Raw genomic sequence first — 24568 nt, forward strand, 5'->3', positions numbered from 1 at the left:
ACGACGCATGAATAATGCGTCCTCTGTCTTCCGTGGTCCATCCGAAAACGGGATCGGGCCACGTTTGTGTATGAGGAAAGTGCGTGTTGCCGCCGGAAACGGCATCTCGATGGTCCCGAAAGGGGCTTTGAAGAAGATTTTGCAAGGGATGGTTATATGCCTACCGTAAACCAGCTGATCCGTAAGCCGCGTCAGGCCAACGTAAAGCGCAATAAGGTTCCTGCTCTGCAGGAAAACCCGCAGAAGCGCGGCGTTTGCACGCGCGTCTACACCACGACCCCGAAGAAGCCGAACTCGGCTCTGCGTAAGGTCGCCAAGATTCGCCTCACCAATGGCTTCGAAGTCATCGGCTACATTCCGGGTGAAGGTCACAACCTGCAGGAACACTCTGTCGTCATGATCCGTGGCGGCCGCGTAAAGGACTTGCCGGGCGTTCGTTACCACATCATCCGCGGCGTTCTCGATACCCAGGGTGTCAAGAACCGTAAGCAGCGTCGTTCGAAGTACGGTGCAAAGCGTCCGAAGTAATCCTTCGGACTTTGACTTTATCAATCCGGCGCTGCGCGAGGTTCTCCGCGTGATAAAGCGCCCGTAACGTTTAGAGACGAGATTAGTATGTCCAGACGCCATCGTGCAGAAAAGCGTGAGATCAACCCGGACCCGAAGTTCGGCGATCTGATCGTCACCAAGTTCATGAATGCCATTATGCTCCACGGCAAGAAGTCCGTAGCTGAAAGCATTGTTTACGGCGCATTTGACGCTGTGCAGGGCAAGGCCAAGTCTGACCCGCTTGCAATCTTCCATTCGGCGCTCGACAATGTCGCGCCGCATGTTGAAGTTCGCTCGCGTCGTGTTGGTGGTGCTACTTACCAGGTTCCGGTTGACGTGCGTCCGGAACGCCGCCAGGCCCTCGCAATTCGCTGGCTGATCACTGCAGCCCGCAAGCGCAACGAAACCACCATGATCGATCGTCTGTCGGGCGAACTCATGGATGCCGCAAACAACCGTGGCTCGGCCGTCAAGAAGCGTGAAGACACGCACAAGATGGCAGACGCGAACCGCGCATTCTCGCACTATCGCTGGTAATCTTAACCGATCGAATTTCGAAAGGCAGTCATTATGGCTCGCGAATATAAAATCGAAGACTACCGCAACTTCGGTATCATGGCGCATATCGACGCCGGCAAGACCACGACCACCGAGCGTATCCTTTACTACACCGGCAAGTCGCACAAGATCGGCGAAGTTCATGACGGCGCAGCCACCATGGACTGGATGGAGCAGGAGCAGGAGCGTGGCATCACGATCACGTCCGCTGCCACCACGACCTTCTGGAAGGGTCGCGACGGCAAGATGCGCCGCTTCAACATCATCGACACCCCCGGCCACGTCGACTTCACCATTGAAGTCGAACGTTCGCTGCGCGTTCTCGACGGTGCTGTTGCCCTTCTCGATGCTAACGCCGGCGTAGAGCCGCAGACGGAAACCGTCTGGCGTCAGGCTGAGAAGTATAACGTTCCGCGCATGATCTTCTGCAACAAGATGGACAAGACCGGCGCGGACTTCTACCGCTCGGTTGAAATGATCAAGACCCGTCTTGGCGCCACCGCAGTTGTCATGCAGCTCCCGATCGGTGCAGAAACCGAATTCAAGGGCGTTGTCGACCTGATCGAGATGAACGCGCTCGTATGGCGCGATGAGTCCCTGGGCGCTGCCTGGGACGTCGTCGAGATCCCGGAAGACCTGAAGGAAAAGGCTGCCGAATATCGCGAAAAGCTGATCGAGACCGTTGTCGAGATCGACGAAGAAGCGATGGAAGCATACCTGAACGGCGATCTGCCGGACAACGACAAGATTCGCGCCCTGGTTCGCCGCGGCACGATCGACGTCAAGTTCCATCCGATGTTCTGCGGTACCGCGTTCAAGAACAAGGGCGTTCAGCCGCTTCTCGACGCAGTTGTCGACTATCTGCCGTCGCCGGTCGATATTCCGGCCATCAAGGGCATCGACTTCAAGACCGAAGAAGAAATCGAACGTCATGCTGACGATGCCGAGCCTCTCTCGATGCTCGCGTTCAAGATCATGAACGACCCCTTCGTCGGTTCGCTGACCTTCGCACGCATCTACTCCGGCAAGCTCGAAAAGGGTTCGTCGGTCATCAACACGGTCAAGGACAAGCGCGAGCGCGTCGGCCGTATGCTGCAGATGCACTCGAACTCCCGTGAAGACATCGAAGAAGCCTTCGCAGGGGACATCGTTGCTCTGGCCGGCCTCAAGGAAACCACCACTGGCGATACGCTCTGCGATCCGCTGAAGCCGGTTATTCTTGAGCGCATGGAATTCCCGGAACCGGTCATCCAGATCGCGATCGAGCCGAAGTCCAAGGGCGACCAGGAAAAGATGGGCCTCGCGCTCAACCGCCTGGCTGCTGAAGACCCGTCGTTCCGCGTCAAGACCGACCAGGAATCCGGCCAGACGATCATCGCCGGCATGGGCGAACTTCACCTCGATATTCTCGTCGACCGTATGCGTCGCGAGTTCAAGGTTGAAGCGAACGTCGGTGCTCCGCAGGTTGCCTACCGCGAAACCATCACGCGTCAGCACGAAGAAGACTACACGCACAAGAAGCAGTCCGGTGGTACCGGTCAGTTCGCGCGCGTCAAGATCATCTTCGAACCGAATCCGGAAGGCGAAGAGTTCAAGTTCGAATCCAAGATCGTCGGTGGTGCTGTTCCGAAGGAATACATCCCGGGCGTTCAGAAGGGTATCGAAAGCGTTCTCTCTTCCGGTCCGCTGGCTGGATTCCCGATGCTCGGCGTCAAGGCTACCCTCATCGATGGTGCCTTCCACGACGTCGACTCCTCGGTCCTCGCCTTCGAAATCGCATCGCGTGCCTGCTTCCGTGAAGCAGCCAAGAAGGCCGGCGCTCAGCTGCTCGAGCCGATGATGAAGGTCGAAGTTGTAACGCCGGAAGATTACGTCGGTGACGTTATCGGCGATCTGAACTCGCGTCGTGGCCAGATCCAGGGCCAGGAACAGCGCGGCATCGCGATCGTTATCAACGCTCACGTTCCGCTGGCGAACATGTTCAAGTACGTCGACAACCTGCGCTCCATGTCCCAGGGCCGCGCGCAGTACTCGATGACCTTCGATCACTACGCACCGGTTCCGTCGAACGTCGCAACCGAAATCCAGGCGAAGTATTCCGGTCAGAAGTAATCGGAATACCCACACTGAATACGCCCCGGTCTCGAACCGGGGCGACAACAAGAATTTAAGCCCTTGAAGGGCTTGTACAAGATGGAGAGCCTGCAATGGCAAAGAGCAAGTTTGAGCGCAATAAGCCTCACGTCAACATCGGCACGATTGGTCACGTTGACCACGGCAAGACGTCTTTGACGGCAGCGATCACGAAGTTTTTCGGTGAATTCAAGGCGTATGACCAGATCGACGCAGCACCGGAAGAGAAGGCCCGTGGTATCACCATTTCGACGGCACACGTTGAATACGAGACCCCGAACCGTCACTACGCTCACGTTGACTGCCCCGGCCACGCCGACTACGTCAAGAACATGATCACCGGTGCCGCACAGATGGACGGCGCGATCCTGGTTTGCTCGGCAGCCGACGGCCCGATGCCGCAGACCCGCGAGCACATCCTGCTTGCTCGTCAGGTTGGCGTTCCGGCTCTGGTCGTGTTCCTCAACAAGGTCGACCAGGTTGACGACGAAGAACTGCTTGAGCTCGTCGAGCTCGAAGTTCGCGAGCTGCTGTCGTCCTACGACTTCCCGGGTGACGACGTTCCGGTCATCAAGGGTTCTGCTCTTGCTGCTCTTGAAGATTCGAACAAGAAGATCGGCGAAGACGCCGTTCGCGAACTGATGGCAGCGGTTGACGCCTACATCCCGACGCCTGAGCGTCCGATCGACCAGCCGTTCCTGATGCCGATCGAAGACGTGTTCTCGATCTCGGGTCGTGGTACGGTTGTGACCGGTCGCGTCGAGCGCGGCATCGTCAAGGTTGGTGAAGAAGTCGAAATCGTCGGCATCCGCGCCACCTCGAAGACGACGGTTACCGGCGTTGAAATGTTCCGCAAGCTGCTCGATCAGGGCCAGGCCGGCGACAACATCGGCGCACTGGTTCGCGGCGTTGACCGTAACGGCGTTGAGCGTGGCCAGATTCTGTGCAAGCCGGGCTCTGTCAAGCCGCACAAGAAGTTCATGGCTGAAGCCTACATCCTGACGAAGGAAGAAGGCGGCCGTCATACGCCGTTCTTCACCAACTACCGTCCGCAGTTCTACTTCCGCACGACGGACGTGACCGGCATCGTTTCTCTGCCGGAAGGCACGGAAATGGTTATGCCTGGCGACAACGTCACGGTTGCTGTTGAACTGATCGTTCCGATCGCGATGGAAGAAAAGCTTCGCTTCGCTATCCGCGAAGGCGGCCGTACCGTCGGCGCAGGCATCGTCGCTTCGATCATCGAGTAATCGATAAAGGGCAGGGCGGTATCTTCGGATGCCGCCCGCTTCAATTTTTTTTAAGCAAGTGGCCTATTGCGACTTGCTTATGACACAAAAACATTGCAAATGGCGCGCAAGCGCGATTTGCGCCTGCTTCGCTTTGGCGATTCAGGAAATTGCACAAGAATTTAAGGTGGGCCTTCGGGCCTGAAGACTGGAAGTGGGCACCTGCTGGAAGCGGTGTTCTCTTCGATCTTTGAAACCGGTGATCCGCCTTAGGTAAACGAACAACCCGTGCCATCACGTTTGGTATCGGGAGAACAGAAAACAAGGATAACGTCGAATGAACGGCCAAAATATCCGCATTCGCCTTAAGGCATTCGATCACCGTATTCTCGACGCTTCTACGCGCGAGATCGTGTCGACGGCGAAGCGCACCGGAGCAAGTGTCCGGGGCCCCGTTCCGCTTCCGACCCGCATCGAGAAGTTTACGGTTAACCGGTCCCCCCACATCGACAAGAAGAGCCGCGAGCAGTTCGAGATGCGCACTCATAAGCGCCTTCTCGATATCGTTGACCCGACACCGCAGACGGTGGACGCGCTGATGAAGCTCGACCTCGCCGCCGGCGTCGATGTTGAGATCAAGCTCTGAGAAATCAGAGCTGAGTTGGAAGGATTGAACCGATGCGTTCAGGTGTAATTGCACAGAAGATTGGGATGACCCGCGTCTACAACGACGCCGGTGAGCATATCCCGGTAACCGTATTGCGTCTCGACAACTGCCAGGTCGTTGCTCATCGCACTGAAGAGAAGAACGGCTATGTCGCTCTTCAGCTCGGTGCAGGCGCTGCCAAGGTGAAGAACACCTCCAAGGCAATGCGCGGCAACTTTGCCATCGCAAATGTTGAGCCGAAGTCGAAGCTCGTCGAGTTTCGCGTATCTGAAGACAACTTGATTGAAGTTGGCACCGAGCTGAAGGCTGACCATTTTACGGCTGGCCAGCTGGTCGACGTGACCGGTACCTCGATCGGTAAGGGCTTCGCCGGCGCCATGAAGCGCCATAACTTCGGCGGTCTGCGTGCGACCCACGGTGTTTCCGTTTCGCACCGTTCGCACGGTTCGACTGGTAACAACCAGGATCCGGGCAAGGTCTGGAAGGGCAAGCGCATGGCTGGTCACATGGGCCAGACGCGCGTCACCACCCAGAACCTCGAAGTCGTGTCCACCGATGAAGGCCGCGGCCTGATCCTCGTCAAGGGTGCCGTCCCCGGCTCCAAGGGCGCCTGGATCGTTGTTCGCGACGCCGTCAAGTCGGCTGCGAAGTAAGGGAGCCATTATTATGGAATTCAACGTCAAGACCCTCGAAGGCAAAGACGCTGGCAAGGTTTCCCTGTCGGACGCGATCTTCGGCCTCGATCCCCGCGAGGACATCCTCGCTCGTATGGTTCGTTACCAGCTCGCCAAGAAGCAGCAGGGCACGCATCAGACACTGACCCGTGGCGAAGTTTCGCGCACCGGTTCCAAGATGTACAAGCAGAAGGGTACGGGCCGCGCTCGTCACCATTCGGCTCGCGCTCCGCAGTTCCGCGGTGGTGGTAAGGCTCATGGCCCGGTTTCCCGTAGCCACGCCTTCGATCTGCCGAAGAAGGTTCGCGCTCTGGCCCTGCGTCATGCTCTTTCCGCCAAGCTGAAGTCGGAAGATCTGATCGTTATCGACGATCTGGTTGCGACCGAAGCAAAGACCAAGGCTCTCGTCGGCACGTTCGCGTCGCTCGGCCTGACCAATGCTCTGGTTATCGGTGGCGCCGAGCTGGACAGCAACTTCAAGCTCGCAGCCCAGAACATCCCGAACATCGATGTTCTGCCGGTTCAGGGCATCAATGTTTACGACATCCTGCGTCGCGGCAAGCTCGTGCTTTCCAAGGCTGCGGTTGAAGCCCTCGAGGAGCGTTTCAAGTGACCGACATTCGCCACTATGATGTGATCGTATCTCCCTCGATCACCGAAAAGTCGACCCTTCTGTCTGAACAGAACCAGGTTGTCTTCAACGTTGCCAAGACTGCTTCGAAGCCTGAAATCAAGGCTGCCGTAGAAGCTCTCTTCGGTGTGAAGGTCACTGCCGTCAATACGCTGGTCCGTTTGGGCAAGACGAAGCGCTTCCGCGGCTTCATCGGTAAGCAGAAGGACGTCAAGAAGGCTATCGTCACCCTGGCCGAAGGTCAGACGATCGACGTCTCCACCGGTCTTTGAGGTAAGAAACAATGGCATTGAAAAGCTACAATCCGACGACCCCGAGCCAGCGTCAGCTGGTCATCGTCGACCGTTCGGGCCTGTGGAAGGGCAAGCCGGTCAAGGCGCTCACCGAGGGTCTCTCCAAGAGCGGCGGCCGTAACAACAACGGCCGCATCACCGCCCGCTTCATCGGCGGCGGTCACAAGCGTACCTACCGCCTGGTCGACTTCAAGCGTCGCAAGTTCGACGTTGAGGGCACGGTCGAGCGTCTGGAATACGACCCGAACCGCTCTGCATTCATCGCGCTCGTCACCTACACGGACGGCGAACAGGCCTACATCATCGCTCCGCAGCGCCTTGCTGCCGGCGACAAGGTCATCGCTTCCGACAAGGCTGTCGACGTCAAGCCTGGCAACACCATGCCGCTGCAGTACATTCCGGTTGGCTCGATCGTTCATAACGTCGAGATGAAGCCGGGCAAGGGTGGCCAGATCGCTCGTTCGGCTGGCACCTACGTACAGCTCGTCGGTCGTGATAGCGGCATGGCGATCCTTCGTCTGAACTCTGGTGAGCAGCGTCTCGTCCCGGGTTCCTGCCTAGCCTCGATTGGCGCCGTATCCAACCCGGATCACGGCAACATCAATGACGGCAAGGCCGGTCGCACCGTATGGCGTGGCAAGCGTCCGCATAACCGCGGCGTTGTCATGAACCCGGTCGACCACCCGCACGGCGGTGGTGAAGGTCGTACCTCGGGCGGCCGTCATCCGGTCTCGCCTTGGGGCAAGCCCACCAAGGGCAAGCGCACACGTTCGAACAAGTCCACGGACAAGTTCATCATGCGCTCGCGCCACGTGAAGAAGTAAGAGAGGAAGTCGTTCAATGGCTCGTTCAGTATGGAAAGGTCCGTTTGTTGACGGCTATCTTCTCGCCAAGGCTGAGAAGGTACGTGAAGGCGGCCGCAACGAAGTGATCAAGATGTGGAGCCGTCGCTCCACCATCCTGCCGCAGTTCGTCGGTCTCACCTTCGGCGTCTACAATGGCTCGAAGCACATCCCGGTTAATGTCAACGAAGACATGGTCGGTCACAAGTTCGGTGAATTCGCTCCCACCCGGACCTATTACGGTCACGGCGCGGACAAGAAAGCGAAGAGGAAGTAATCATGGCCAAGGCAAAGACCGAACGCCGGCTGAAGGACAACGAAGCACAGGCAGTTGCCCGTACGCTTCGCGTCAGCCCGCAGAAGCTGAACCTGGTTGCCGCCATGATCCGCGGCAAGAAGGTAGAGCGCGCTCTCGCAGAACTCGAGTTCTCGCGCAAGCGCATCTCCGGCACGGTGAAGAAGACTCTCGAGTCTGCTATCGCCAACGCTGAAAACAACCATGACCTCGACGTCGACAGCCTGATCGTAGCGGAAGCTTACGTCGGCAAGTCGATCACCATGAAGCGTTTCCACGCTCGTGGTCGCGGCCGCGCATCGCGCATTGAAAAGCCGTTCGCGCATCTGACGATCGTCGTTCGCGAAGTCGAGGAAAAAGGGGAGGTCGCATAATGGGCCAGAAAATTAATCCGATCGGTTTCCGCCTCGGCATTAACCGCACCTGGGACAGCCGTTGGTTCGCCGATAACTCGGAATACGGCCAGCTGCTCCACGAAGACCTGAAGATCCGTGCATACCTCATGCAGGAACTGAAGCAGGCCGGTATCGCCAAGGTCGTCATCGAGCGTCCGCACAAGAAGTGCCGCGTCACGATCCACTCGGCTCGCCCGGGTCTGATCATCGGCAAGAAGGGTGCAGACATCGAAAAGCTCCGCAAGAAGCTTTCCGAAATGACTTCCTCCGAAACGCACCTCAACATCGTTGAAGTTCGCAAGCCGGAAGTTGATGCGACGCTGGTTGCACAGTCGATCGCTCAGCAGCTCGAACGCCGCGTGGCTTTCCGCCGTGCGATGAAGCGCGCTGTTCAGTCCGCAATGCGTCTTGGCGCCGAAGGCATCAAGATCACCTGCGCCGGCCGTCTGGGTGGCGCGGAAATCGCTCGTACCGAATGGTACCGTGAAGGCCGCGTTCCGCTTCACACGCTGCGTGCAGACATCGACTACGGTACGGCTGAAGCCGAAACCGCATTCGGTATTTGCGGCATCAAGGTCTGGATCTTCAAGGGCGAAATCCTTGAGCACGATCCGATGGCTTCCGAACGTCGCGCGCTGGAAGGCGATGCGCAGGGTCCGGCAAGCCGCGACCGTGATCGTGGCGATCGTCGCCGCGAACGCGAAAACGCTTGATTATCGCTGGCGAAAGATAAGCTCGGAGAAGTAAGAAAATGTTGCAGCCAAAGCGTACCAAGTATCGCAAGCAGTTCAAGGGCCGCATCAAGGGCGTCGCAAAGGGCGGCTTTGACTTGGCATTCGGCGAATTCGGCCTGAAGGCTCAGGAACCGAACCGCGTGAACGCTCGCGAGATCGAAGCGGCTCGCCGCGCGATCACCCGTTATATGAAGCGCGCGGGTCGAGTATGGATCCGCGTCTTCCCTGACGTCCCGGTTACTGCAAAGCCCACGGAAGTTCGTATGGGTAAGGGTAAGGGTTCGGTTGAATACTGGGCTTGCAAGGTCAAGCCTGGTCGTATCATGTTCGAGATCGACGGCGTTTCGGAAGAAATCGCGCGCGAGGCACTTCGCCTCGGTTCTGCCAAGCTCTCGGTCACGACGCGCTTCGTTCAGCGCATCGCAGAGTAAGGAGAAGGCACGATGAAAGCCGAAGACGTACGCGGCCTCAGCGCCGACCAGCTCAAGGACAAGCTCGCCGAGCTCAAGAAGGAGCAGTTCAACCTGCGCTTCCAGAAGGCCACCGGCCAGCTCGAGAAGTCCTCGCGCATCACTGAAGTTCGCAAGGACATCGCTCGCGTGAAAACCATTGCCCGCCAGAAGGCGGCAGAAGCCAAGGCCTAAGGAAGAATAATATGCCAAAACGCATTCTGCAGGGCGTTGTCGTTTCCGACAAGAACGAAAAGACCGTTGTTGTCCGCGTCGAGCGCCGCTTCGCTCACCCTCTGCTTCAGAAGACCGTTCGCCGGTCCAAGAAGTACAAGGCCCATGACGAAAACAACCAGTACAAGGTTGGTGATGTCGTTTCCATCGAGGAATGCGCACCGATCTCCAAGGACAAGCGCTGGACGGTAATTGCCGCCCAGGCTTAAGAAGACCAGGAATTTCCGCCAGGCACTTGCGTCTGGCGGAGAATCCTGTATGAAGCACGCCACTGGCGTAGAGCGCTCGGAAACGGGCGTTCTTTTGCTTTGAGCGCACGGAAGGTCCCTTTCAGGGAAACCACCTTGGCAAGACCCATCCCGCGCACACTGAAAATCTGTTCATAGCCGGCATCACGCGCTTCGGTGTGTGGTGTTCCGGTCATTAGAAAAAGGCGACCTGACATGATTCAGATGCAAACAAACCTCGACGTGGCGGATAATTCCGGCGCACGTCGTGTCATGTGCATCAAGGTGCTGGGCGGCTCCAAGCGCAAGTACGCTTCGGTCGGCGACATTATCGTCGTTTCGATCAAGGAAGCTATTCCGCGCGGCCGCGTGAAGAAGGGCGACGTGATGAAGGCGGTTGTTGTGCGTACCGCTAAAGACATCCGTCGCGCCGACGGCAGCGTCATCCGCTTCGATAACAACGCAGCGGTTCTCATCGACAACAAGAAAGAGCCGATCGGCACCCGTATCTTCGGACCGGTTCCGCGCGAACTTCGCGCCAAGAACCACATGAAGATCATCTCGCTGGCTCCAGAAGTACTGTAAGGAGCGGGACCCATGCAGAAGATCAAGAAGGGCGACAACGTCGTCATCCTCGCCGGCAAGGACAAGGGCCGTACCGGTGAAGTTCTCCAGGTTCTGCCGAAGGAAGACCGTGCGGTCGTCCGCGGTATCAACATGGTGAAGCGCCACCAGCGTCAGACCCAGACGCAGGAAGCTGGCATCATCAACAAGGAAGCATCCATCCATCTGTCGAACGTCGCGATCGTGGCGAAAGACGGTAAGCCGACCCGCGTTGGCTTCTCTGTCGTCGACGGTAAGAAGGTGCGTGTAGCCAAGCGTACGGGAGATGTCATCGATGGCTGAGGCAAATTACGAGCCGCGGCTCAAGGTCGAATACACCACCCGCATCCGCGCAGCACTTCAGGAGCAGTTCTCGTTCGCTAACGAGATGATGATCCCGAAGATGGACAAGATTGTCATCAACATGGGCGTGGGCGAGGCAACTGCCGACTCCAAGAAGCCTACTGTTGCTGCAGCCGACCTTGCTGCGATCGCTGGCCAGAAGCCGGTTATCACGCGCGCCCGCAACTCGATTGCAGGCTTCAAGGTTCGCGAACAGATGCCGATCGGCGCGAAGGTTACCCTTCGTGGCGCCCGCATGTATGAATTCATGGATCGCCTGGTCAACATCGCGCTTCCGCGCGTTCGCGACTTCCGCGGCCTGAACCCGAAGTCCTTTGATGGTCGTGGCAACTTCGCCATGGGCCTCAAGGAGCACATTGTGTTCCCGGAAATCAACTACGACAAGGTTGATCAGATGTGGGGCATGGACATCATCGTTTGCACGACGGCTACGAACGACGACGAAGCACGGGCTCTTCTGAAAGAGTTCAACTTCCCGTTCCGTGCGTAACCGTAACGACGAGCGTTAAAAAGGAACTACGATATGGCGAAGACCAGCGCAGTTGAAAAGAACAAGCGCCGCCGCAAGACGGTCGCCGACCATGCTGCCAAGCGCGCAGCATTGAAGGCAACCATCATGAACCAGGAGCTTCCGATCGAAGAGCGGTTCAAGGCAACTATCAAGCTCGCTTCCCTGCCGCGCGATGGCTCGAAGACGCGTATCCGCAACCGTTGTGAAGTCACCGGTCGCCCGCGCGCTTTCTATCGCAAGCTCAAGATGTCGCGTATCGCGCTTCGTGAGCTCGGCAACCTCGGCAAGGTGCCGGGTATTGTTAAGTCGAGCTGGTAAGGAGATCGTTCGATGACCATGACTGATCCCTTGGGCGATATGCTCACCCGTATCCGCAACGGCGCTTCCCGCCGCAAGAACTCCGTCACGACGCCGGCTTCGCGCCTGCGCGCTCGTGTTCTGGATGTCCTGCAGGCTGAAGGCTACATCCGCGGCTACACCCAAACCGATTTCGGCAACGGCAAGTCCGAGATTGAAATCGAACTGAAGTACTACGAAGGTGCGTCCGTGATCCGTGAGATCGGCCGCGTTTCGAAGCCGGGCCGCCGAGTTTATGTCTCGGTTAAGTCCATTCCGCAGGTCGCGAACGGCCTCGGCATCACCATCCTTTCGACCCCGAAGGGCGTGATGGCCGATCACCAGGCTCGCGAACAGAACGTAGGCGGCGAGGTTCTTTGCTCGGTCTTCTAAGACTGGGCAAGGATCTCCATAACGGACAGACAGGATAACAAAATGTCTCGTATCGGTAAAAAGCCCGTTCCGGTTCCTGCAGGCGTTACGGCTTCGGTCGAAGGCCAGAAGATCACCGCGAAGGGCCCGAAGGGCGAACTTCACTTCGTCGCTAATGACGAAGTCAAGGTTGAGCTGAATGATAACGCCGTTTCGGTGACCCCGGTCAACGATTCCAAGGATGCTCGTTCGAAGTGGGGCATGTCCCGCACGATGGTCGAGAACATCTTCAAGGGCGTTAAGGACGGTTACGAGCGCAAGCTCGAAATCAACGGCGTTGGTTACCGCGCAGCCATGCAGGGCAAGAACCTGCAGCTGGCTCTCGGTTTCTCCCACGACGTAGTCTACGAAGCCCCTGAGGGCATCACCATTGCCGTGCCGAAGCCGACGGAAATCATCGTCTCCGGCATCAACAAGCAGCAGGTCGGTCAGGTTGCCGCGGAAATCCGCGAATACCGTGGTCCCGAGCCCTACAAGGGCAAAGGCGTCAAGTACGCCGAGGAACGGATCGTCCGCAAGGAAGGCAAGAAGAAGTAAGGACGCGGAACAATGGCTACTCGGAAAGAAGCACTCACCAAGCGTGCGAGCCGTGTTCGCCGTCAGATCAAGAAGGTCGCAAATGGCCGTCCGCGTCTGTCGGTTCACCGCTCGTCCAAGAACATCTACGTACAGGTCATCGACGATGTGGCCGGCCGCACGCTTGCAGCCGCCTCCACGCTCGACGCCGACCTGCGCAAGTCGCTGAAGACCGGCGCGGACGTTGCAGCAGCTGCTGCCGTCGGCAAGCTGGTTGCAGAGCGCGCCTCCAAGGCTGGCGTGAAGGAAGTCGTGTTCGATCGCGGCGCCTTCATCTACCACGGCCGTATCAAGGCACTTGCTGAAGCTGCCCGCGAAGGCGGTCTGAGCTTCTAAGAAATTTTCGCCCGGTCTTCCTTTGAATAGGGGAGGCCGGGCGAAATGCGGTTTCTCCGCACCGCCCGGATTTTTCCGGGTTATCTTTAACCTGCCGTTCTACCCGCAAAAGAAAAAGGACAAGGACAATGGCACAGGAAAGAAAGGGCCGCGACGATCGTCAGGCCCGTGAAGAGCGCGATAGCGAATTCGTCGACAAGCTGGTCGCGATCAACCGCGTCGCTAAGGTCGTCAAGGGCGGCCGTCGTTTCGGTTTTGCTGCTCTCGTCGTCGTTGGCGACCAGAAGGGTCGCGTTGGCTTCGGTCATGGCAAGGCTCGTGAAGTGCCGGAAGCTATCCGCAAGGCAACTGAATCCGCAAAGCGCGATCTGATCTTCGTACCGCTGCGTGACGGCCGTACGCTGCATCACGACGTCAATGGCCGCCACGGCGCCGGCAAGGTTCTGCTGCGCTCCGCCAAGGCTGGTACCGGTATCATCGCTGGTGGCCCGATGCGTGCTGTTTTCGAAACGCTGGGCGTTCACGACGTTGTTGCGAAGTCGACCGGTTCGTCGAACCCGTACAACATGATTCGTGCAACGTTCGACGCCCTCAAGGCCCAGGTGCATCCGAAGGACATCGCAGCTCAGCGCGGCATGAAATATGCTACGCTTCAGGCTCGCCGTGCCGCCTCCGGCAATGCTGCTGAAGAATAAGAGGAGTCTGACCCATGGCTAAGGCTACGAAGAAGACTGAAGCAAAGACGGTTACGGTCGAACAGATCGGATCGCCTATTCGCCGTCCGGCTATCCAGCGCGCTACGCTGGTTGGTCTGGGCCTCAACAAGATGCACCGGGTAAGCACGCTGGAAGATACGCCTTCCGTCCGTGGCATGATCCGGGCCGTCCAGCATCTCGTCCGCGTCGTCGACGAGAAGTGAGGGTTTGATCATGAAACTGAATGAGATCAAGGACAACGAAGGTTCGTCCAAGGACCGTATCCGCGTAGGTCGTGGTATCGGTTCCGGCAAGGGCAAGACCGGTGGTCGCGGCGTCAAGGGTCAGAAGGCTCGTTCTGGGGTTGCCATCAACGGCTTCGAAGGCGGTCAGATGCCGATCTACCGTCGCCTGCCGAAGCGCGGCTTCAACAACATCTTCGCTTCTGAATACGTCACCGTTTCGGTTGGCCGTATCCAGACCGCGATCGATGCTGGCAAGCTCGACGCCAAGGCAACGGTTGATGCGGCAGCTCTCAAGGCTGCCGGCGTTATCCGTCGCGAGAAGGACGGCGTTCGCGTTCTTTCCGATGGCGAACTGAAGGCAAAGCTGACGATCGAAGTTGCCGGTGCCTCCAAGGCTGCCGTCGAAAAGATCGAAAAGGCTGGCGGCTCTATCAAGCTGCTCGTCGTTGCGGAAACTGCCGCAGAGTAAAACGTTTAAAATCGCCCGGTGTGAGCTTCACACCGGGCGATTTTATGTCCATATGTGAGCCTCACGATTTGGCGGCCCCGATGGGCGCCGATCACATGAAAACAGGGTGAGGCACCCGATTGCTCCCGCAATCTCCGCGCCCGGTTTTTTGAACCAGAATTTGCGACTGCTTTCCTGACCAGGCATTTTGCGCCCGGGGAAAGTGATCGGGCGGAGAAACGCATGGCGTCTGCAGCGGAACAACTTGCCTCTAATCTCAATTTTTCAACCTTCGCCAAGGCAGAGGATCTCAAGAAGCGGCTGTGGTTTACCCTTGCTGCTCTCCTCGTTTACCGCCTCGGCACGCATATCCCGCTTCCGGGTCTAAACCCCGAAGCCTATGCGCAGGCCTTCCGCGGCCAGGCTGGCGGTATCCTCGGCCTCTTCAACATGTTTGCCGGTGGCGCTGTCGAGCGCATGGCGATCTTCGCGCTCGGCATCATGCCGTATATCTCCGCGTCGATCATCGTGCAGCTGATGACCTCGGTCGTTCCTTCGCTTGAGAATCTCAAGAAGGAAGGTGAAGCCGGCCGCAAAATCATCAACCAGTACACCCGCTACGGCACGGTGATTCTCGGCACCCTCCAGGCCTACGGCATTGCCGCCGGTCTCGAGAGCGGGCAGGGCATCGTCAACGATCCCGGCATGTTCTTCCGCTTGTCGACCGTTGTCACGCTTCTCGGCGGCACCATGTTCCTAATGTGGCTGGGTGAACAGATCACCTCGCGTGGCATCGGTAACGGCATTTCGCTGATCATCTTCGCAGGTATCGCTGCAGGTCTTCCGTCCGCTCTCGCTGGCACGCTGGAACTCGGCCGCACCGGCGCGCTGTCGACCGGTCTGATTCTCGCCGTCATCCTCGTTGCGATCTTCGTCATCGGCCTGATCGTCTTCGTGGAGCGCGCCCAGCGTCGTCTTCTGATCCAGTATCCGAAGCGCCAGGTCGGCAACCGCATGTTCCAGGGCGACACGTCGCACCTGCCGCTCAAGCTCAACACGTCCGGTGTTATTCCGGCGATCTTTGCCTCGTCGCTGCTGCTTCTCCCCGCAACGGCTGCCGGCTTCGCAGGCAATTCCGACCTGCCTGCATGGGCAACAGCCGCCATTGCTGCCCTCGGCCATGGCCAGCCGCTGTTCATGCTGCTTTACGGCCTGCTGATCGCCTTCTTTGCCTTCTTCTACACGGCCATCGTCTTCAATCCGAAGGACACGGCCGACAACCTGAAGAAACACGGTGGTTTCATCCCGGGCATCCGTCCGGGCGAGCGGACTGCCGAATATATTGACTATGTACTGACCCGCATCACAGTTATCGGTGCGATCTACCTCGTCTTCGTCTGCATTCTGCCAGAGTTTCTGATCGCCCGTACGGGCGTGCCATTAGCCCTTGGTGGTACTTCGCTTTTGATTGTTGTCAGTGTAACCCTCGATACGGTTGCGCAGATCCAAGGACATCTCATTGCGCAGCAGTATGAGGGTCTGATCAAGAAGTCGAAGCTGCGCGGAGGAAAGAGGGGACGATGAGACTTATATTCTTGGGGCCACCCGGCGCCGGTAAGGGTACGCAGGCAAAGCTGCTGACTGAGAAATACGGTATTCCGCAGCTTTCCACGGGTGACATGCTTCGTGCCGCCAAGGAAGCAGGAACCGAGATCGGTCTGAAGGCGAAGGCGGTTATGGATGCCGGCCAGCTGGTGTCCGACGATATCGTCAACGCCATCGTCGCTGAGCGTATCGATCTCGACGACTGTTCGAATGGTTTCATCCTGGATGGTTATCCGCGCACCGTGCCCCAGGCCATCGCGCTGGAAAAGATGCTGCAGGACAAGGGCTGCCCTCTCGACGCAGTAATTGAACTGAAGGTGGACGAGGGGGCTCTTATGGGCCGAATCGAAAACCGCGTGGCCGAAACTATTGCCGCTGGCGGCAAGGTTCGCGCCGACGATATGCCGGAGGCTTTCAAGAAGCGTCTGGTCGAATATCGTGAAAAGACTGCTCCGCTCTCGGCTCATTACGAATCGACCGGTCAGTTGAAGACGATCGACGGCATGGCTGACGTGAAGGCCGTGACTGCCGAAATTGAAAAGACACTGTCTGCTCTTTGAGCTGTCACAGGTCTGTTAAAGAATCTCGGGCTCGGCAGTTGCAATTCAGCGCTGATTCCGTTAAACACCGCGCCAACTCGCGACAGATTTGAGCGATTGGCGCGGATTTCCGCAAGGATATCCGGGGCTGGTCGTTTTGACCTGTCTCGTTTGGTGTTGTTGAACTGGTGGCCTTGATCAGGCTGCTATCATGGAAGAAGTACCGCTTGCCGGATGGCAACCGGAACGAAGGAGAATAGACGTGGCACGTATCGCTGGCGTCAACATCCCGACTGCGAAGCGCGTTGTTATCGCGCTGACCTACATTCACGGGATCGGCCCGAAATTTGCGCAGGAAATCATGGATAAGGTCGGTCTTCCGGCTGAAAAGCGCGTCCATCAGCTGACGGACTCTGAAATCCTTCAGATCCGCGAAACCATCGACCGCGACTACGCTGTCGAAGGTGATCTTCGTCGTGAAACCGCGATGAACATCAAGCGTCTTATGGACCTCGGTTGCTACCGTGGCCTGCGTCACCGTCGTGGCCTTCCGGTCCGCGGTCAGCGCACCCACACCAACGCTCGTACCCGCAAGGGTCCGGCTAAGGCAATCGCCGGTAAGAAGAAGTAATTCTGAGGCATTAGCCAATAGGCATTGGGCGAAAGCCCAATTGTCTGCTGCCTAAAACCTACTGCCTCTCCAGGTGGAGCCGCTGGAACTACGGCGGTGCAGAGATCAACGAAAGGGATAAAATGGCCAAGGAAGCCACTCGCGTTCGCCGTCGCGAACGCAAGAATATCACGTCGGGCGTTGCCCACGTCAATTCTACCTTCAACAACACCATGATCACCATCACCGACGCGCAGGGCAATGCTATTGCCTGGTCGTCTGCCGGTGCAAAGGGCTTCAAGGGTTCGCGTAAGTCGACCCCGTTTGCTGCTCAGATCGCCGCTGAAGACTGCGCCAAGAAGGCTCAGGAACACGGCATGAAGTCGCTCGAAGTTGAAGTTTGCGGTCCGGGTTCCGGCCGTGAATCGGCTCTGCGCGCGCTCCAGGCTGCCGGTTTCATGATCACTTCTATCCGCGACGTTACGCCGATCCCGCACAACGGCTGCCGCCCGCGCAAGAAGCGCCGCGTCTAATGGACGTATTGGGGCTCGCTTTTTAAGGCGAGTGCCATCTGAACTCGGTAATAGCCGCTTTGTCTCCTGCAGGGGTCGAGGCGGCTTTCACCGTATCGCCGGAAGGGTATTTTCCGGTGTTCCTCGTGCTCGGTTGCCACGATTGGATGGTGGCAACGAACGGAAGGTATAGGTCATGATCCAGAAGAACTGGCAGGAACTGATTAAGCCGAACAAGGTGGAATTCACCTCGTCCGGTCGTACCAAGGCAACGCTTGTTGCTGAACCTCTTGAGCGCGGCTTCGGCCTGACGCTCGGCAACGCGCTTCGCCGCGTGCTTCTGTCGTCGCTCCGCGGTGCAGCCGTCACGGCTGTCCAGATCGACGGCGTCCTGCATGAGTTCTCCTCTATCCCGGGCGTTCGGGAAGATGTGACGGACATCGTGCTCAACATCAAGGAAATCGCCATCAAGATGGACGGCGATGACCCGAAGCGCATGGTCGTGCGCAAGCAGGGCCCTGGTGCCGTTACCGCTGGTGATATTCAGACGGTTGGCGACATCGAGATCCTGAACCCCGACCACGTGATCTGCACGCTGGATGACGGCGCTGAGATCCGCATGGAATTCACGGTCAACAACGGCAAGGGTTATGTCCCGGCCGAGCGTAACCGTGCAGAGGATGCCCCGATCGGTCTCATCCCGGTCGACAGCCTCTACTCGCCGGTCAAGAAAGTGTCCTACAAGGTGGAAAACACCCGCGAAGGCCAGGTTCTCGACTACGACAAGCTGACCATGACCATTGAAACCGATGGTTCGGTCACGGGTGAAGACGCCGTAGCCTTCGCCGCCCGCATTCTTCAGGACCAGCTGTCGGTCTTCGTCAACTTCGACGAGCCGCAGAAGGAACAGGAAGAGGAATCCGTCACTGAGCTCGCGTTCAACCCGGCGCTCCTCAAGAAAGTCGACGAACTGGAACTCTCCGTCCGTTCGGCCAACTGCCTGAAGAACGATAACATCGTTTATATCGGCGACCTCATCCAGAAGACCGAGGCGGAAATGCTCCGCACTCCGAACTTTGGTCGTAAGTCGCTGAACGAGATCAAGGAAGTTCTGGCATCCATGGGCCTCCATCTTGGTATGGAAGTTCCTGCTTGGCCGCCGGAAAACATCGAAGATCTCGCTAAGCGTTACGAAGACCAATACTAACAAATCATACTGCAGGCGAATGCCTGCAAGTGAAGGAGACCAGATATGCGTCACGCAAAAGCCGGCCGCAAGCTTAACCGCACCGCAAGCCACCGCAAGGCTATGTTCACCAACATGGCAGCATCGCTCATCACCCATGAGCAGATCGTAACCACCCTGCCGAAGGCGAAGGAAATTCGCCCGATCGTCGAAAAGCTTGTCACCCTCGGCAAGCGCGGCGATCTGCACGCTCGTCGTCAGGCGATCTCGCAGGTTCAGGACCAGGACGCTGTCAAGAAGCTGTTCGACGTCATCGCTTCTCGTTACGCAACCCGCAACGGCGGTTACCTGCGTATCATGAAGGCTGGCTACCGTCAGGGCGACAATGCTCCGCTCGCAGTCATCGAGTTCGTTGAACGCGACGTCACTGCCAAGGGTGCAGCCGACAAGGCTCGCGTTGCCGCTGAAGCAGAAGCTGCAGAAGCCGCATAATTTTCGATCTTTGATCGCAAATTTGAAAAGCCGGGTGGAAACGCCCGGCTTTTTTATTTCTGGAGATGGCATGACAGGTGGAAGGTGGATGCTGAGGGCTCGGTTGCAAAGACTACTGTGCGTCGGCGCGGTTATTGTCGCCGGACTTGCACTTCGCGGTTTCGGTTATGACCTGGGCCTGCCTTTCAGCGTCGTGAAATATGGCGGTTCTCTTCTTTGGGGCTGCATGGTTTTTTTGCTGGTCGCAGCTGCCATCGTGTCCCGCCGCGTGGCCGTCATGGCCGCAATCGCACTGGCGATAGCCGTTTCTGTAGAGTTCTCCCGACTTTACCAGACCCCGGCTCTCGATGAATTTCGCCTGACCCTGGCAGGAAGGCTGCTGCTCGGTCGGGTATTCTCGCTCTGGAACATTGTCGCCTATGCCGCGGGCATCGGATTGGGAATGGCTATCGAAAACCGGCTGCGTTTTCTTGACCGGAATCAATGATGAAGCGCAAGGCAGGCTTAGTGTCGAAACATATCAACCAGTGGGGTTGTGAGGGACGACAATGGCATACACACCCGTATTTGAGAACGAACGTAAAGATTTGATAATTCCCGCCCTTGGCGGCTTTTATGAGAAGGTCGCCCAGCCTATGGCCTGGAGCATCTTTCGCCTGGCCGTCGGTGGCATGCTGGTTGTGGAGGGCTGGCCGAAACTGATGGCCCCGCTCGCACAGGTCGGATTCGTCGAAAATCTCGGCTTTTATCCCGGCTGGCTCTGGTCGCCGGTTCTTGCACTGATCCAGGTGGTCGGTGGCATGCTGATCGCAGTCGGACTTTTCACCCGTCCCGCCGCGCTGGCAAGCGGCGTGATGCTGGCGATAACTCTCTGGTACCATTTCGCCCATCCCTATGGCGACGCGCTTCTGACGCAGGCAGGCATCGATGCCCTGAAGGCGGGGGGCGAGTACTTCACGCCAACTGGTGTGGCGCGTCTTGCAGATGGAGGCGCCAAGTTCCTGCATCAGGTTCAGGAAAAGGCCGAGCAGGATTCGCTCTTCTGGACGGGCGGCGCCTTTCTCTTCGCAGCCTTCGGCGGCGGTTACCTGTCACTGGACAGGCTTCTGTTCAAGAAGCAGTTCTGAACCGGAAGCGAGTTCTATCAATCCAGGAAGGGCCGGGCCATTGGCGCCGGCCCTTGTGCATTTACAGGCATCACGTATCGGGAACTGGGATAGGGCTTCATATCCCAAGCATGGACGCCATCGTTCGTTGCTCTATGATCATTCCGATCATGATCGGGGAGGAGCGTGACATCATGAATGGCAAGGGCAAGGCGCAGCAGGGCTCCCCCAAGCTCCTGGCCGGCGGCAATCCGCAAATCCCGAAAGGTTACGGAAACGAGCCGGTTCAGGCCTATATTGCTGCGATGCCGGGCTGGAAAAGCGAGGTCGGGCGGAAGCTCGACGTGCTTGTTGAGCGCTGTGTTCCCAATGTCGCCAAGGCAGTAAAGTGGAACACACCTCTGTACGGGGTCGAAGGGCAGGGCTGGTTCCTCGGCCTTCACTGTTTTACCAAATATGTGAAGCTGACTTTCTTTCGCGGCGTATCGCTGGATCCCGTCCCGCCGGAGAATTCGAAAATGCCCGAGACGCGTTATTTCCATATCCACGAAACCGACGAGTGGAACGAGGCACAGCTCGCAACCTGGGTCAGGCAGGCAAGCGCGCTGCCCGGCGAAAAGCTTTAGGATGATGCCATGAACAATGATGCTGAAGGCAGGACACAGGATTCCTCCCTGTTGATCGATCAGCGCGTCGCGGAACTCGACGACTGGCGCGGAGAGACGCTGGCTCATGTCCGTGCTCTCATCCACAAGGCTGTTCCAGATGTCGTCGAGACTTGGAAATGGCGCAGCGTACCGGTCTGGGAGAAGGACGGCATCATCTGCACCGGCGAGACTTACAAGGCGGTCGTCAAGCTGACCTTCGCCAAGGGAGCGTTCGTCGAGGACCCGTCCGGCCTTTTCAACGCCAGCCTTGAAGGCAATGCCCGTAGGGCGATCGATCTGCGGGAGGGCGAGACGATCGATGAGCAAGCCTTCATGGCGCTGATCCGCAACGCGGCGGCGCTGAATACTGCCAAGGCAAAGTCGAAAAGCCGCTCCTGATTAAGCAAAACCCGCGCTGGCGTTCTGCGCGCAGCAGCGTTACCCATTGTCATCCAATAGCATCGAAAGGCTTGAAGAGATGTCGGAAGCAAAGGTAGCGATCGTGACAGCGGGCGGCAGCGGCATGGGCGCAGCCTCGGCAAAGAAACTCGCGGCGGATGGTTTCAAGGTTGCGATCCTGTCGTCTTCCGGCAAGGGTGAGGCGCTGGCGCAGGAACTCGGTGGCATCGGTATCACCGGGTCGAACCAGTCCAATGACGATCTCAAGCGCCTCGTCGATACGGCGATGGATAGCTGGGGCCGCATAGATGTCCTGGTCAACAGCGCCGGCCACGGCCCTCGCGCCCAGATCATCGAGATCACCGACGAGCAGTGGCACACCGGCCTCGACGTCTACCTGATGAACGTCATCCGCCCGGTGCGCCTCGTGGCACCCATCATGCAGGCGCAGAAATCCGGCAGCATCGTCAACATCTCCACGGCCTGGGCCTTCGAACCGTCGTCGATGTTCCCGACCTCCGCCGTCTTCCGCGCCGGACTTGCCTCCTATACGAAGATTTTCGCCGATACCTATGCCGCCGATAACGTGCGGATGAACAATGTCCTGCCTGGCTGGATCGACAGCCTGCCGGCCACCGAAGAGCGTCGTGATGGCGTGCCGATGAAGCGCTACGGCACGAGCGAGGAAATTGCAGCGACCGTCGCTTTCTTGGCTTCCGAAGGTGCGGGCTACATTACCGGCCAGAACCTCAAGGTTGACGGCGGTTTGACGCGCTCCGTGTGAGCGTATCTCCACATGGTGACGTCACCGGGCGACCTGCGCCGACTGACGTCGCCCACGCTTCCAGTTCATGAGCGGCCGCCGGATGAGGCGGTAGGCGACGAGGATGCCGATAAGCGCAATATGGGCGAATGGCCCCGAGGTCACCGATTTGACCGCCAGCACATAATGGATCGCACCACCAATGGCGATAAGATAGATCAGCTTGTGCAGTCTTATCCAGCCTTGCCCCATCTTGCGGATCGACCAGTTGTTGGATGTCACCGCCAGGGGAATAAGGCATAGCAGCGCGGCGAACCCGATGGTGATATAGGGCCGCTTTGCGATATCACCGCCGACCGCCGCGAAATTGAGCTGCAGGTCGAGAAGCAGATAAACAGAAAAATGCATCAGCACATAATAGAATGCGAGCAGTCCGAGCGCCCGTCGATAACGCACCCAGTTGATGCCGAAGAGATCGCGCAAAGGTGTGATCGCGAGCGTCGCGATGATCAGCCGCAAGGCCCATATGCCGAGAAGGTGTTCGAATTCCTTGACCGGATTGAAGCCAAGCCCACCCGTCGCCGCCTGATAGAAATACCAGGCGGCTGGACAGAGGCCGATCACGTAAAGCGCCCAGATGCTGGCCGCATGATATTTGCGCGGCAGGGCAGGGATGGCGGCAGAGATCGAGGCCATTTTCAGTAATTCGCCTTGAGGTCCATGCCGGAGTAAAGGCTTGCTACCTCGTTCGCATAGCCGTTGAACGGCAGCGTATCGACCCGCTTCGTCCCGAAGAACCCGCCTTCACCGATCCGCTGTTCCGTCGCCTGGCTCCAGCGCGGATGATCCACCGCCGGGTTGACGTTGGAATAGAAGCCGTATTCCCGCGCGTTTGAATTCTTCCAGGTGGTCTGCGGCTGTTCTTCCACCAGCTTGATCTTGACGATCGACTTAATGCTCTTGAACCCGTATTTCCAAGGAACGACGAGCCGGATTGGCGCACCGTTCTGGTTCGGCAGCGTTTCGCCATAGAGGCCTACGGCAAGAATGGTCAGCCGATGACGCGCCTCGTCCATCCGCAGGCCCTCGATATAGGGCCAGGGCAGGGGCTGGAAGAGGCCGCCCTGACCCGGCATTTCCTCTGGCCGCACCACCGTTTCGAAAGCGACATATTTGGCGCTGCCGAGCGGCTCGACCTGATCGAGGATGGCCGAAAGCGGAAAACCGATCCACGGGATCACCATCGACCAGCCCTCTACGCAGCGCATCCGGTAGGTCCGGTCCTCGAGCTTCATCTTGAGGATTTCATCAAGCCCGAATTCCTTCGGCTTGCCGACCATACCCTCGACTTTGACGGACCAGGGCGTCGTCTTGAAGGCACCGGAATTCTGCGAGGGATCTTCCTTGTTGACACCGAATTCGTAGAAATTGTTATAGGTCGTCACCGCCTCCTTTGGTGTCAGCTTCTCATTCAGCTTGTAGGGACCGGGCACGGCGCTCAATGGCGCAGCTAAGGCTTCACTACCCGCTGCCAGACCGAACCCGGCGGCGGCTGCGGCGCCGATGAAGCTGCGGCGGGAGAGATAGATATCTTTCGGCGTGATCTCCGATGGCGAGATATGCGGCGGACGATAGGCGGGCATGGGATGTCTCCTCGGGCGCGATGCCGTTCCTTTGAACTATACGTAATCCCAAACCACTCGGTTTCACAGATGCCGGATTTTTCGCCGGAACCACGTTTGCGTGAGAAAAACCACATATTCTCTGTCCGGCCATCTTGGAACCGACATCCGCGATTCTCATTTGTAGCTTTGAACGAATATGGAGAATTGCCAGATGGCGACGAAGACCTGGGATGCCGCCAGCGGGCGGTTCGTCAAGGACGATCTGGATCACGTCGAAAAGCTCAAGCGCCTGCGCCGGCTGAACGGTATTGCGCGCCTGATGGATACGGCGATCCGCATTCCGGGTACCGGAATCCGTTTCGGCGCAGATTCCGTCTTCGGTCTCATTCCCGTCATCGGTGATGCGGGTGGAGCGCTGGTTGGTCTCTACCTCATCAACGAGGCGCGCCGCATGGGCGTGCCGTCCGCGAAACTCGTCCAGATGCTGGGCAATCTCGGTGTGGATGCCTTCGTCGGCAGCGTGCCGGTCGCGGGTGACCTGTTCGACCTTTTCTTCAAGTCGCATCGCCGAAATCTCGATATCATTCTCGATCATTTCGACTTGCGTCGCGAGGATCTTTCATAGGGCC

General features: G+C 58.1%; 39 protein-coding genes. 37 read left to right on the forward strand and 2 right to left on the reverse strand.

Annotation, left to right across the window (positions count from 1 at the left end):
- Nucleotides 1-156 precede the first annotated feature (156 nt).
- The 36 genes from rpsL to JZX87_RS09435 all read left to right on the forward strand — a co-directional run bounded on the left by rpsL (nucleotide 157) and on the right by JZX87_RS09435 (nucleotide 22335).
- On the forward strand, nucleotides 157-528 hold the full coding sequence (rpsL, locus tag JZX87_RS09260) for a 30S ribosomal protein S12 (protein ID WP_003547537.1): 372 nt from the start codon (nucleotides 157-159) through the stop codon (nucleotides 526-528).
- Between the two features lie 87 nt (nucleotides 529-615).
- Nucleotides 616-1086 (forward strand): 30S ribosomal protein S7, encoded by a 471-nt coding sequence (gene rpsG, locus JZX87_RS09265; protein ID WP_148148073.1) that lies wholly within the window; start codon nucleotides 616-618, stop codon nucleotides 1084-1086.
- Nucleotides 1087-1119: 33 nt separating this feature from the next.
- A complete protein-coding gene (fusA, locus tag JZX87_RS09270; RefSeq protein ID WP_148148072.1) occupies nucleotides 1120-3219 on the forward strand; it encodes an elongation factor G in 2100 nt (699 codons plus the stop codon).
- Nucleotides 3220-3314: 95 nt separating this feature from the next.
- Nucleotides 3315-4490, forward strand: coding sequence for an elongation factor Tu (tuf, locus tag JZX87_RS09275; protein ID WP_148145303.1), 1176 nt, complete (start codon nucleotides 3315-3317; stop codon nucleotides 4488-4490).
- 316 nt (nucleotides 4491-4806) lie between these two features.
- Nucleotides 4807-5115, forward strand: a complete 309-nt coding sequence (rpsJ, locus tag JZX87_RS09280; RefSeq protein ID WP_003547547.1) for a 30S ribosomal protein S10 — start codon at nucleotides 4807-4809, stop codon at nucleotides 5113-5115.
- Nucleotides 5116-5147: 32 nt separating this feature from the next.
- Nucleotides 5148-5789, forward strand: a complete 642-nt coding sequence (gene rplC / locus JZX87_RS09285; RefSeq protein WP_148145295.1) for a 50S ribosomal protein L3 — start codon at nucleotides 5148-5150, stop codon at nucleotides 5787-5789.
- Between the two features lie 13 nt (nucleotides 5790-5802).
- Nucleotides 5803-6423 (forward strand): 50S ribosomal protein L4, encoded by a 621-nt coding sequence (gene rplD, locus JZX87_RS09290; RefSeq protein ID WP_148145294.1) that lies wholly within the window; start codon nucleotides 5803-5805, stop codon nucleotides 6421-6423.
- The gene (locus tag JZX87_RS09295; protein WP_148145293.1) at nucleotides 6420-6713 is read left to right on the forward strand and encodes a 50S ribosomal protein L23; all 294 of its coding nucleotides are present in this window, start codon (nucleotides 6420-6422) and stop codon (nucleotides 6711-6713) included. The genes rplD and JZX87_RS09295 overlap by 4 nt, the downstream gene beginning before the upstream one ends.
- A gap of 11 nt (nucleotides 6714-6724) precedes the next feature.
- On the forward strand, nucleotides 6725-7558 hold the full coding sequence (rplB, locus tag JZX87_RS09300) for a 50S ribosomal protein L2 (RefSeq protein WP_148145292.1): 834 nt from the start codon (nucleotides 6725-6727) through the stop codon (nucleotides 7556-7558).
- A gap of 16 nt (nucleotides 7559-7574) precedes the next feature.
- Nucleotides 7575-7853, forward strand: a complete 279-nt coding sequence (rpsS, locus tag JZX87_RS09305) for a 30S ribosomal protein S19 (RefSeq protein WP_112454903.1) — start codon at nucleotides 7575-7577, stop codon at nucleotides 7851-7853.
- Between the two features lie 2 nt (nucleotides 7854-7855).
- The gene (rplV, locus tag JZX87_RS09310; RefSeq protein ID WP_206825176.1) at nucleotides 7856-8245 is read left to right on the forward strand and encodes a 50S ribosomal protein L22; all 390 of its coding nucleotides are present in this window, start codon (nucleotides 7856-7858) and stop codon (nucleotides 8243-8245) included.
- On the forward strand, nucleotides 8245-8979 hold the full coding sequence (rpsC, locus tag JZX87_RS09315; RefSeq protein WP_148145291.1) for a 30S ribosomal protein S3: 735 nt from the start codon (nucleotides 8245-8247) through the stop codon (nucleotides 8977-8979). The genes rplV and rpsC overlap by 1 nt, the downstream gene beginning before the upstream one ends.
- A gap of 38 nt (nucleotides 8980-9017) precedes the next feature.
- Complete coding sequence (gene rplP, locus JZX87_RS09320) at nucleotides 9018-9431, forward strand: 50S ribosomal protein L16 (RefSeq protein ID WP_093000489.1); 414 nt, start codon at nucleotides 9018-9020, stop codon at nucleotides 9429-9431.
- Between the two features lie 12 nt (nucleotides 9432-9443).
- Entirely contained in the window at nucleotides 9444-9644 is a 201-nt protein-coding gene (rpmC, locus tag JZX87_RS09325) for a 50S ribosomal protein L29 (RefSeq protein WP_148145290.1), read from the forward strand.
- Between the two features lie 11 nt (nucleotides 9645-9655).
- A complete protein-coding gene (gene rpsQ, locus JZX87_RS09330) occupies nucleotides 9656-9892 on the forward strand; it encodes a 30S ribosomal protein S17 (RefSeq protein WP_046792687.1) in 237 nt (78 codons plus the stop codon).
- A 234-nt stretch (nucleotides 9893-10126) separates the two neighbouring features.
- Nucleotides 10127-10495, forward strand: a complete 369-nt coding sequence (gene rplN / locus JZX87_RS09335) for a 50S ribosomal protein L14 (RefSeq protein ID WP_003495199.1) — start codon at nucleotides 10127-10129, stop codon at nucleotides 10493-10495.
- 12 nt (nucleotides 10496-10507) lie between these two features.
- The gene (rplX, locus tag JZX87_RS09340; RefSeq protein WP_112510995.1) at nucleotides 10508-10816 is read left to right on the forward strand and encodes a 50S ribosomal protein L24; all 309 of its coding nucleotides are present in this window, start codon (nucleotides 10508-10510) and stop codon (nucleotides 10814-10816) included.
- Nucleotides 10809-11366 (forward strand): 50S ribosomal protein L5, encoded by a 558-nt coding sequence (rplE, locus tag JZX87_RS09345; protein ID WP_112510993.1) that lies wholly within the window; start codon nucleotides 10809-10811, stop codon nucleotides 11364-11366. The genes rplX and rplE overlap by 8 nt, the downstream gene beginning before the upstream one ends.
- A gap of 33 nt (nucleotides 11367-11399) precedes the next feature.
- A complete protein-coding gene (gene rpsN, locus JZX87_RS09350) occupies nucleotides 11400-11705 on the forward strand; it encodes a 30S ribosomal protein S14 (protein ID WP_112454897.1) in 306 nt (101 codons plus the stop codon).
- A 12-nt stretch (nucleotides 11706-11717) separates the two neighbouring features.
- Complete coding sequence (gene rpsH / locus JZX87_RS09355) at nucleotides 11718-12116, forward strand: 30S ribosomal protein S8 (RefSeq protein WP_112510991.1); 399 nt, start codon at nucleotides 11718-11720, stop codon at nucleotides 12114-12116.
- Nucleotides 12117-12158: 42 nt separating this feature from the next.
- On the forward strand, nucleotides 12159-12692 hold the full coding sequence (rplF, locus tag JZX87_RS09360) for a 50S ribosomal protein L6 (protein WP_148145288.1): 534 nt from the start codon (nucleotides 12159-12161) through the stop codon (nucleotides 12690-12692).
- Between the two features lie 12 nt (nucleotides 12693-12704).
- The gene (gene rplR, locus JZX87_RS09365; protein WP_112510987.1) at nucleotides 12705-13067 is read left to right on the forward strand and encodes a 50S ribosomal protein L18; all 363 of its coding nucleotides are present in this window, start codon (nucleotides 12705-12707) and stop codon (nucleotides 13065-13067) included.
- 128 nt (nucleotides 13068-13195) lie between these two features.
- On the forward strand, nucleotides 13196-13762 hold the full coding sequence (gene rpsE / locus JZX87_RS09370; protein WP_148145287.1) for a 30S ribosomal protein S5: 567 nt from the start codon (nucleotides 13196-13198) through the stop codon (nucleotides 13760-13762).
- A 14-nt stretch (nucleotides 13763-13776) separates the two neighbouring features.
- A complete protein-coding gene (rpmD, locus tag JZX87_RS09375) occupies nucleotides 13777-13986 on the forward strand; it encodes a 50S ribosomal protein L30 (protein WP_112510983.1) in 210 nt (69 codons plus the stop codon).
- A gap of 10 nt (nucleotides 13987-13996) precedes the next feature.
- A complete protein-coding gene (gene rplO, locus JZX87_RS09380) occupies nucleotides 13997-14476 on the forward strand; it encodes a 50S ribosomal protein L15 (RefSeq protein ID WP_148145286.1) in 480 nt (159 codons plus the stop codon).
- 222 nt (nucleotides 14477-14698) lie between these two features.
- A complete protein-coding gene (gene secY, locus JZX87_RS09385) occupies nucleotides 14699-16039 on the forward strand; it encodes a preprotein translocase subunit SecY (RefSeq protein WP_148145285.1) in 1341 nt (446 codons plus the stop codon).
- A complete protein-coding gene (locus tag JZX87_RS09390) occupies nucleotides 16036-16620 on the forward strand; it encodes an adenylate kinase (RefSeq protein ID WP_139672176.1) in 585 nt (194 codons plus the stop codon). The genes secY and JZX87_RS09390 overlap by 4 nt, the downstream gene beginning before the upstream one ends.
- 241 nt (nucleotides 16621-16861) lie before the next feature.
- Nucleotides 16862-17230, forward strand: coding sequence for a 30S ribosomal protein S13 (rpsM, locus tag JZX87_RS09395; RefSeq protein WP_093000503.1), 369 nt, complete (start codon nucleotides 16862-16864; stop codon nucleotides 17228-17230).
- 122 nt (nucleotides 17231-17352) lie between these two features.
- On the forward strand, nucleotides 17353-17742 hold the full coding sequence (gene rpsK / locus JZX87_RS09400) for a 30S ribosomal protein S11 (protein WP_007766864.1): 390 nt from the start codon (nucleotides 17353-17355) through the stop codon (nucleotides 17740-17742).
- A 175-nt stretch (nucleotides 17743-17917) separates the two neighbouring features.
- Nucleotides 17918-18928: a DNA-directed RNA polymerase subunit alpha gene (locus JZX87_RS09405; protein WP_112510977.1), complete on the forward strand. Its 1011-nt coding sequence runs from the start codon at nucleotides 17918-17920 to the stop codon at nucleotides 18926-18928.
- Nucleotides 18929-18973: 45 nt separating this feature from the next.
- Nucleotides 18974-19399, forward strand: a complete 426-nt coding sequence (gene rplQ / locus JZX87_RS09410) for a 50S ribosomal protein L17 (RefSeq protein ID WP_148145284.1) — start codon at nucleotides 18974-18976, stop codon at nucleotides 19397-19399.
- A gap of 70 nt (nucleotides 19400-19469) precedes the next feature.
- The gene (locus JZX87_RS09415) at nucleotides 19470-19886 is read left to right on the forward strand and encodes a ribosomal maturation YjgA family protein (RefSeq protein ID WP_206825538.1); all 417 of its coding nucleotides are present in this window, start codon (nucleotides 19470-19472) and stop codon (nucleotides 19884-19886) included.
- 61 nt (nucleotides 19887-19947) lie between these two features.
- The gene (locus tag JZX87_RS09420) at nucleotides 19948-20526 is read left to right on the forward strand and encodes a DoxX family protein (protein WP_206825177.1); all 579 of its coding nucleotides are present in this window, start codon (nucleotides 19948-19950) and stop codon (nucleotides 20524-20526) included.
- Nucleotides 20527-20675: 149 nt separating this feature from the next.
- The gene (locus JZX87_RS09425) at nucleotides 20676-21131 is read left to right on the forward strand and encodes a DUF1801 domain-containing protein (protein ID WP_286194447.1); all 456 of its coding nucleotides are present in this window, start codon (nucleotides 20676-20678) and stop codon (nucleotides 21129-21131) included.
- Between the two features lie 9 nt (nucleotides 21132-21140).
- Nucleotides 21141-21551 (forward strand): DUF1801 domain-containing protein, encoded by a 411-nt coding sequence (locus tag JZX87_RS09430; RefSeq protein ID WP_206825178.1) that lies wholly within the window; start codon nucleotides 21141-21143, stop codon nucleotides 21549-21551.
- 79 nt (nucleotides 21552-21630) lie between these two features.
- Nucleotides 21631-22335 (forward strand): SDR family oxidoreductase, encoded by a 705-nt coding sequence (locus tag JZX87_RS09435; RefSeq protein ID WP_206825179.1) that lies wholly within the window; start codon nucleotides 21631-21633, stop codon nucleotides 22333-22335.
- 21 nt (nucleotides 22336-22356) lie between these two features.
- On the opposite strand, the gene msrQ is transcribed toward JZX87_RS09435, so the two are convergent.
- Both msrQ and msrP read right to left on the reverse strand, forming a co-directional pair.
- Nucleotides 22357-23010, reverse strand: a complete 654-nt coding sequence (msrQ, locus tag JZX87_RS09440; protein WP_206825180.1) for a protein-methionine-sulfoxide reductase heme-binding subunit MsrQ — start codon at nucleotides 23008-23010, stop codon at nucleotides 22357-22359.
- A 2-nt stretch (nucleotides 23011-23012) separates the two neighbouring features.
- Entirely contained in the window at nucleotides 23013-23957 is a 945-nt protein-coding gene (msrP, locus tag JZX87_RS09445) for a protein-methionine-sulfoxide reductase catalytic subunit MsrP (protein ID WP_206825181.1), read from the reverse strand.
- Nucleotides 23958-24150: 193 nt separating this feature from the next.
- On the opposite strand from msrP, the gene JZX87_RS09450 reads away from it, so the two are divergent.
- Nucleotides 24151-24564: a DUF4112 domain-containing protein gene (locus JZX87_RS09450; RefSeq protein WP_206825182.1), complete on the forward strand. Its 414-nt coding sequence runs from the start codon at nucleotides 24151-24153 to the stop codon at nucleotides 24562-24564.
- Nucleotides 24565-24568: the final 4 nt, after the last annotated feature.

The organism is Agrobacterium sp. Ap1 (assembly GCF_017313375.1).
GTDB lineage: Bacteria > Pseudomonadota > Alphaproteobacteria > Rhizobiales > Rhizobiaceae > Neorhizobium > Neorhizobium cellulosilyticum.

Coding starts and splice junctions, on each gene's coding strand:
- rpsL (WP_003547537.1), top strand. CDS start 157: ATGCCTACCGTAAACCAGCTGATCCGTAAGCCGCGTCAGGCCAACGTA.
- rpsG (WP_148148073.1), top strand. CDS start 616: ATGTCCAGACGCCATCGTGCAGAAAAGCGTGAGATCAACCCGGACCCG.
- fusA (WP_148148072.1), top strand. CDS start 1,120: ATGGCTCGCGAATATAAAATCGAAGACTACCGCAACTTCGGTATCATG.
- tuf (WP_148145303.1), top strand. CDS start 3,315: ATGGCAAAGAGCAAGTTTGAGCGCAATAAGCCTCACGTCAACATCGGC.
- rpsJ (WP_003547547.1), top strand. CDS start 4,807: ATGAACGGCCAAAATATCCGCATTCGCCTTAAGGCATTCGATCACCGT.
- rplC (WP_148145295.1), top strand. CDS start 5,148: ATGCGTTCAGGTGTAATTGCACAGAAGATTGGGATGACCCGCGTCTAC.
- rplD (WP_148145294.1), top strand. CDS start 5,803: ATGGAATTCAACGTCAAGACCCTCGAAGGCAAAGACGCTGGCAAGGTT.
- rplB (WP_148145292.1), top strand. CDS start 6,725: ATGGCATTGAAAAGCTACAATCCGACGACCCCGAGCCAGCGTCAGCTG.
- rpsS (WP_112454903.1), top strand. CDS start 7,575: ATGGCTCGTTCAGTATGGAAAGGTCCGTTTGTTGACGGCTATCTTCTC.
- rplV (WP_206825176.1), top strand. CDS start 7,856: ATGGCCAAGGCAAAGACCGAACGCCGGCTGAAGGACAACGAAGCACAG.
- rpsC (WP_148145291.1), top strand. CDS start 8,245: ATGGGCCAGAAAATTAATCCGATCGGTTTCCGCCTCGGCATTAACCGC.
- rplP (WP_093000489.1), top strand. CDS start 9,018: ATGTTGCAGCCAAAGCGTACCAAGTATCGCAAGCAGTTCAAGGGCCGC.
- rpmC (WP_148145290.1), top strand. CDS start 9,444: ATGAAAGCCGAAGACGTACGCGGCCTCAGCGCCGACCAGCTCAAGGAC.
- rpsQ (WP_046792687.1), top strand. CDS start 9,656: ATGCCAAAACGCATTCTGCAGGGCGTTGTCGTTTCCGACAAGAACGAA.
- rplN (WP_003495199.1), top strand. CDS start 10,127: ATGATTCAGATGCAAACAAACCTCGACGTGGCGGATAATTCCGGCGCA.
- rplX (WP_112510995.1), top strand. CDS start 10,508: ATGCAGAAGATCAAGAAGGGCGACAACGTCGTCATCCTCGCCGGCAAG.
- rplE (WP_112510993.1), top strand. CDS start 10,809: ATGGCTGAGGCAAATTACGAGCCGCGGCTCAAGGTCGAATACACCACC.
- rpsN (WP_112454897.1), top strand. CDS start 11,400: ATGGCGAAGACCAGCGCAGTTGAAAAGAACAAGCGCCGCCGCAAGACG.
- rpsH (WP_112510991.1), top strand. CDS start 11,718: ATGACCATGACTGATCCCTTGGGCGATATGCTCACCCGTATCCGCAAC.
- rplF (WP_148145288.1), top strand. CDS start 12,159: ATGTCTCGTATCGGTAAAAAGCCCGTTCCGGTTCCTGCAGGCGTTACG.
- rplR (WP_112510987.1), top strand. CDS start 12,705: ATGGCTACTCGGAAAGAAGCACTCACCAAGCGTGCGAGCCGTGTTCGC.
- rpsE (WP_148145287.1), top strand. CDS start 13,196: ATGGCACAGGAAAGAAAGGGCCGCGACGATCGTCAGGCCCGTGAAGAG.
- rpmD (WP_112510983.1), top strand. CDS start 13,777: ATGGCTAAGGCTACGAAGAAGACTGAAGCAAAGACGGTTACGGTCGAA.
- rplO (WP_148145286.1), top strand. CDS start 13,997: ATGAAACTGAATGAGATCAAGGACAACGAAGGTTCGTCCAAGGACCGT.
- secY (WP_148145285.1), top strand. CDS start 14,699: ATGGCGTCTGCAGCGGAACAACTTGCCTCTAATCTCAATTTTTCAACC.
- JZX87_RS09390 (WP_139672176.1), top strand. CDS start 16,036: ATGAGACTTATATTCTTGGGGCCACCCGGCGCCGGTAAGGGTACGCAG.
- rpsK (WP_007766864.1), top strand. CDS start 17,353: ATGGCCAAGGAAGCCACTCGCGTTCGCCGTCGCGAACGCAAGAATATC.
- JZX87_RS09405 (WP_112510977.1), top strand. CDS start 17,918: ATGATCCAGAAGAACTGGCAGGAACTGATTAAGCCGAACAAGGTGGAA.
- rplQ (WP_148145284.1), top strand. CDS start 18,974: ATGCGTCACGCAAAAGCCGGCCGCAAGCTTAACCGCACCGCAAGCCAC.
- JZX87_RS09415 (WP_206825538.1), top strand. CDS start 19,470: ATGACAGGTGGAAGGTGGATGCTGAGGGCTCGGTTGCAAAGACTACTG.
- JZX87_RS09420 (WP_206825177.1), top strand. CDS start 19,948: ATGGCATACACACCCGTATTTGAGAACGAACGTAAAGATTTGATAATT.
- JZX87_RS09425 (WP_286194447.1), top strand. CDS start 20,676: ATGATCGGGGAGGAGCGTGACATCATGAATGGCAAGGGCAAGGCGCAG.
- JZX87_RS09430 (WP_206825178.1), top strand. CDS start 21,141: ATGAACAATGATGCTGAAGGCAGGACACAGGATTCCTCCCTGTTGATC.
- JZX87_RS09435 (WP_206825179.1), top strand. CDS start 21,631: ATGTCGGAAGCAAAGGTAGCGATCGTGACAGCGGGCGGCAGCGGCATG.
- msrQ (WP_206825180.1), bottom strand. CDS start 23,010: ATGGCCTCGATCTCTGCCGCCATCCCTGCCCTGCCGCGCAAATATCAT.
- msrP (WP_206825181.1), bottom strand. CDS start 23,957: ATGCCCGCCTATCGTCCGCCGCATATCTCGCCATCGGAGATCACGCCG.
- JZX87_RS09450 (WP_206825182.1), top strand. CDS start 24,151: ATGGCGACGAAGACCTGGGATGCCGCCAGCGGGCGGTTCGTCAAGGAC.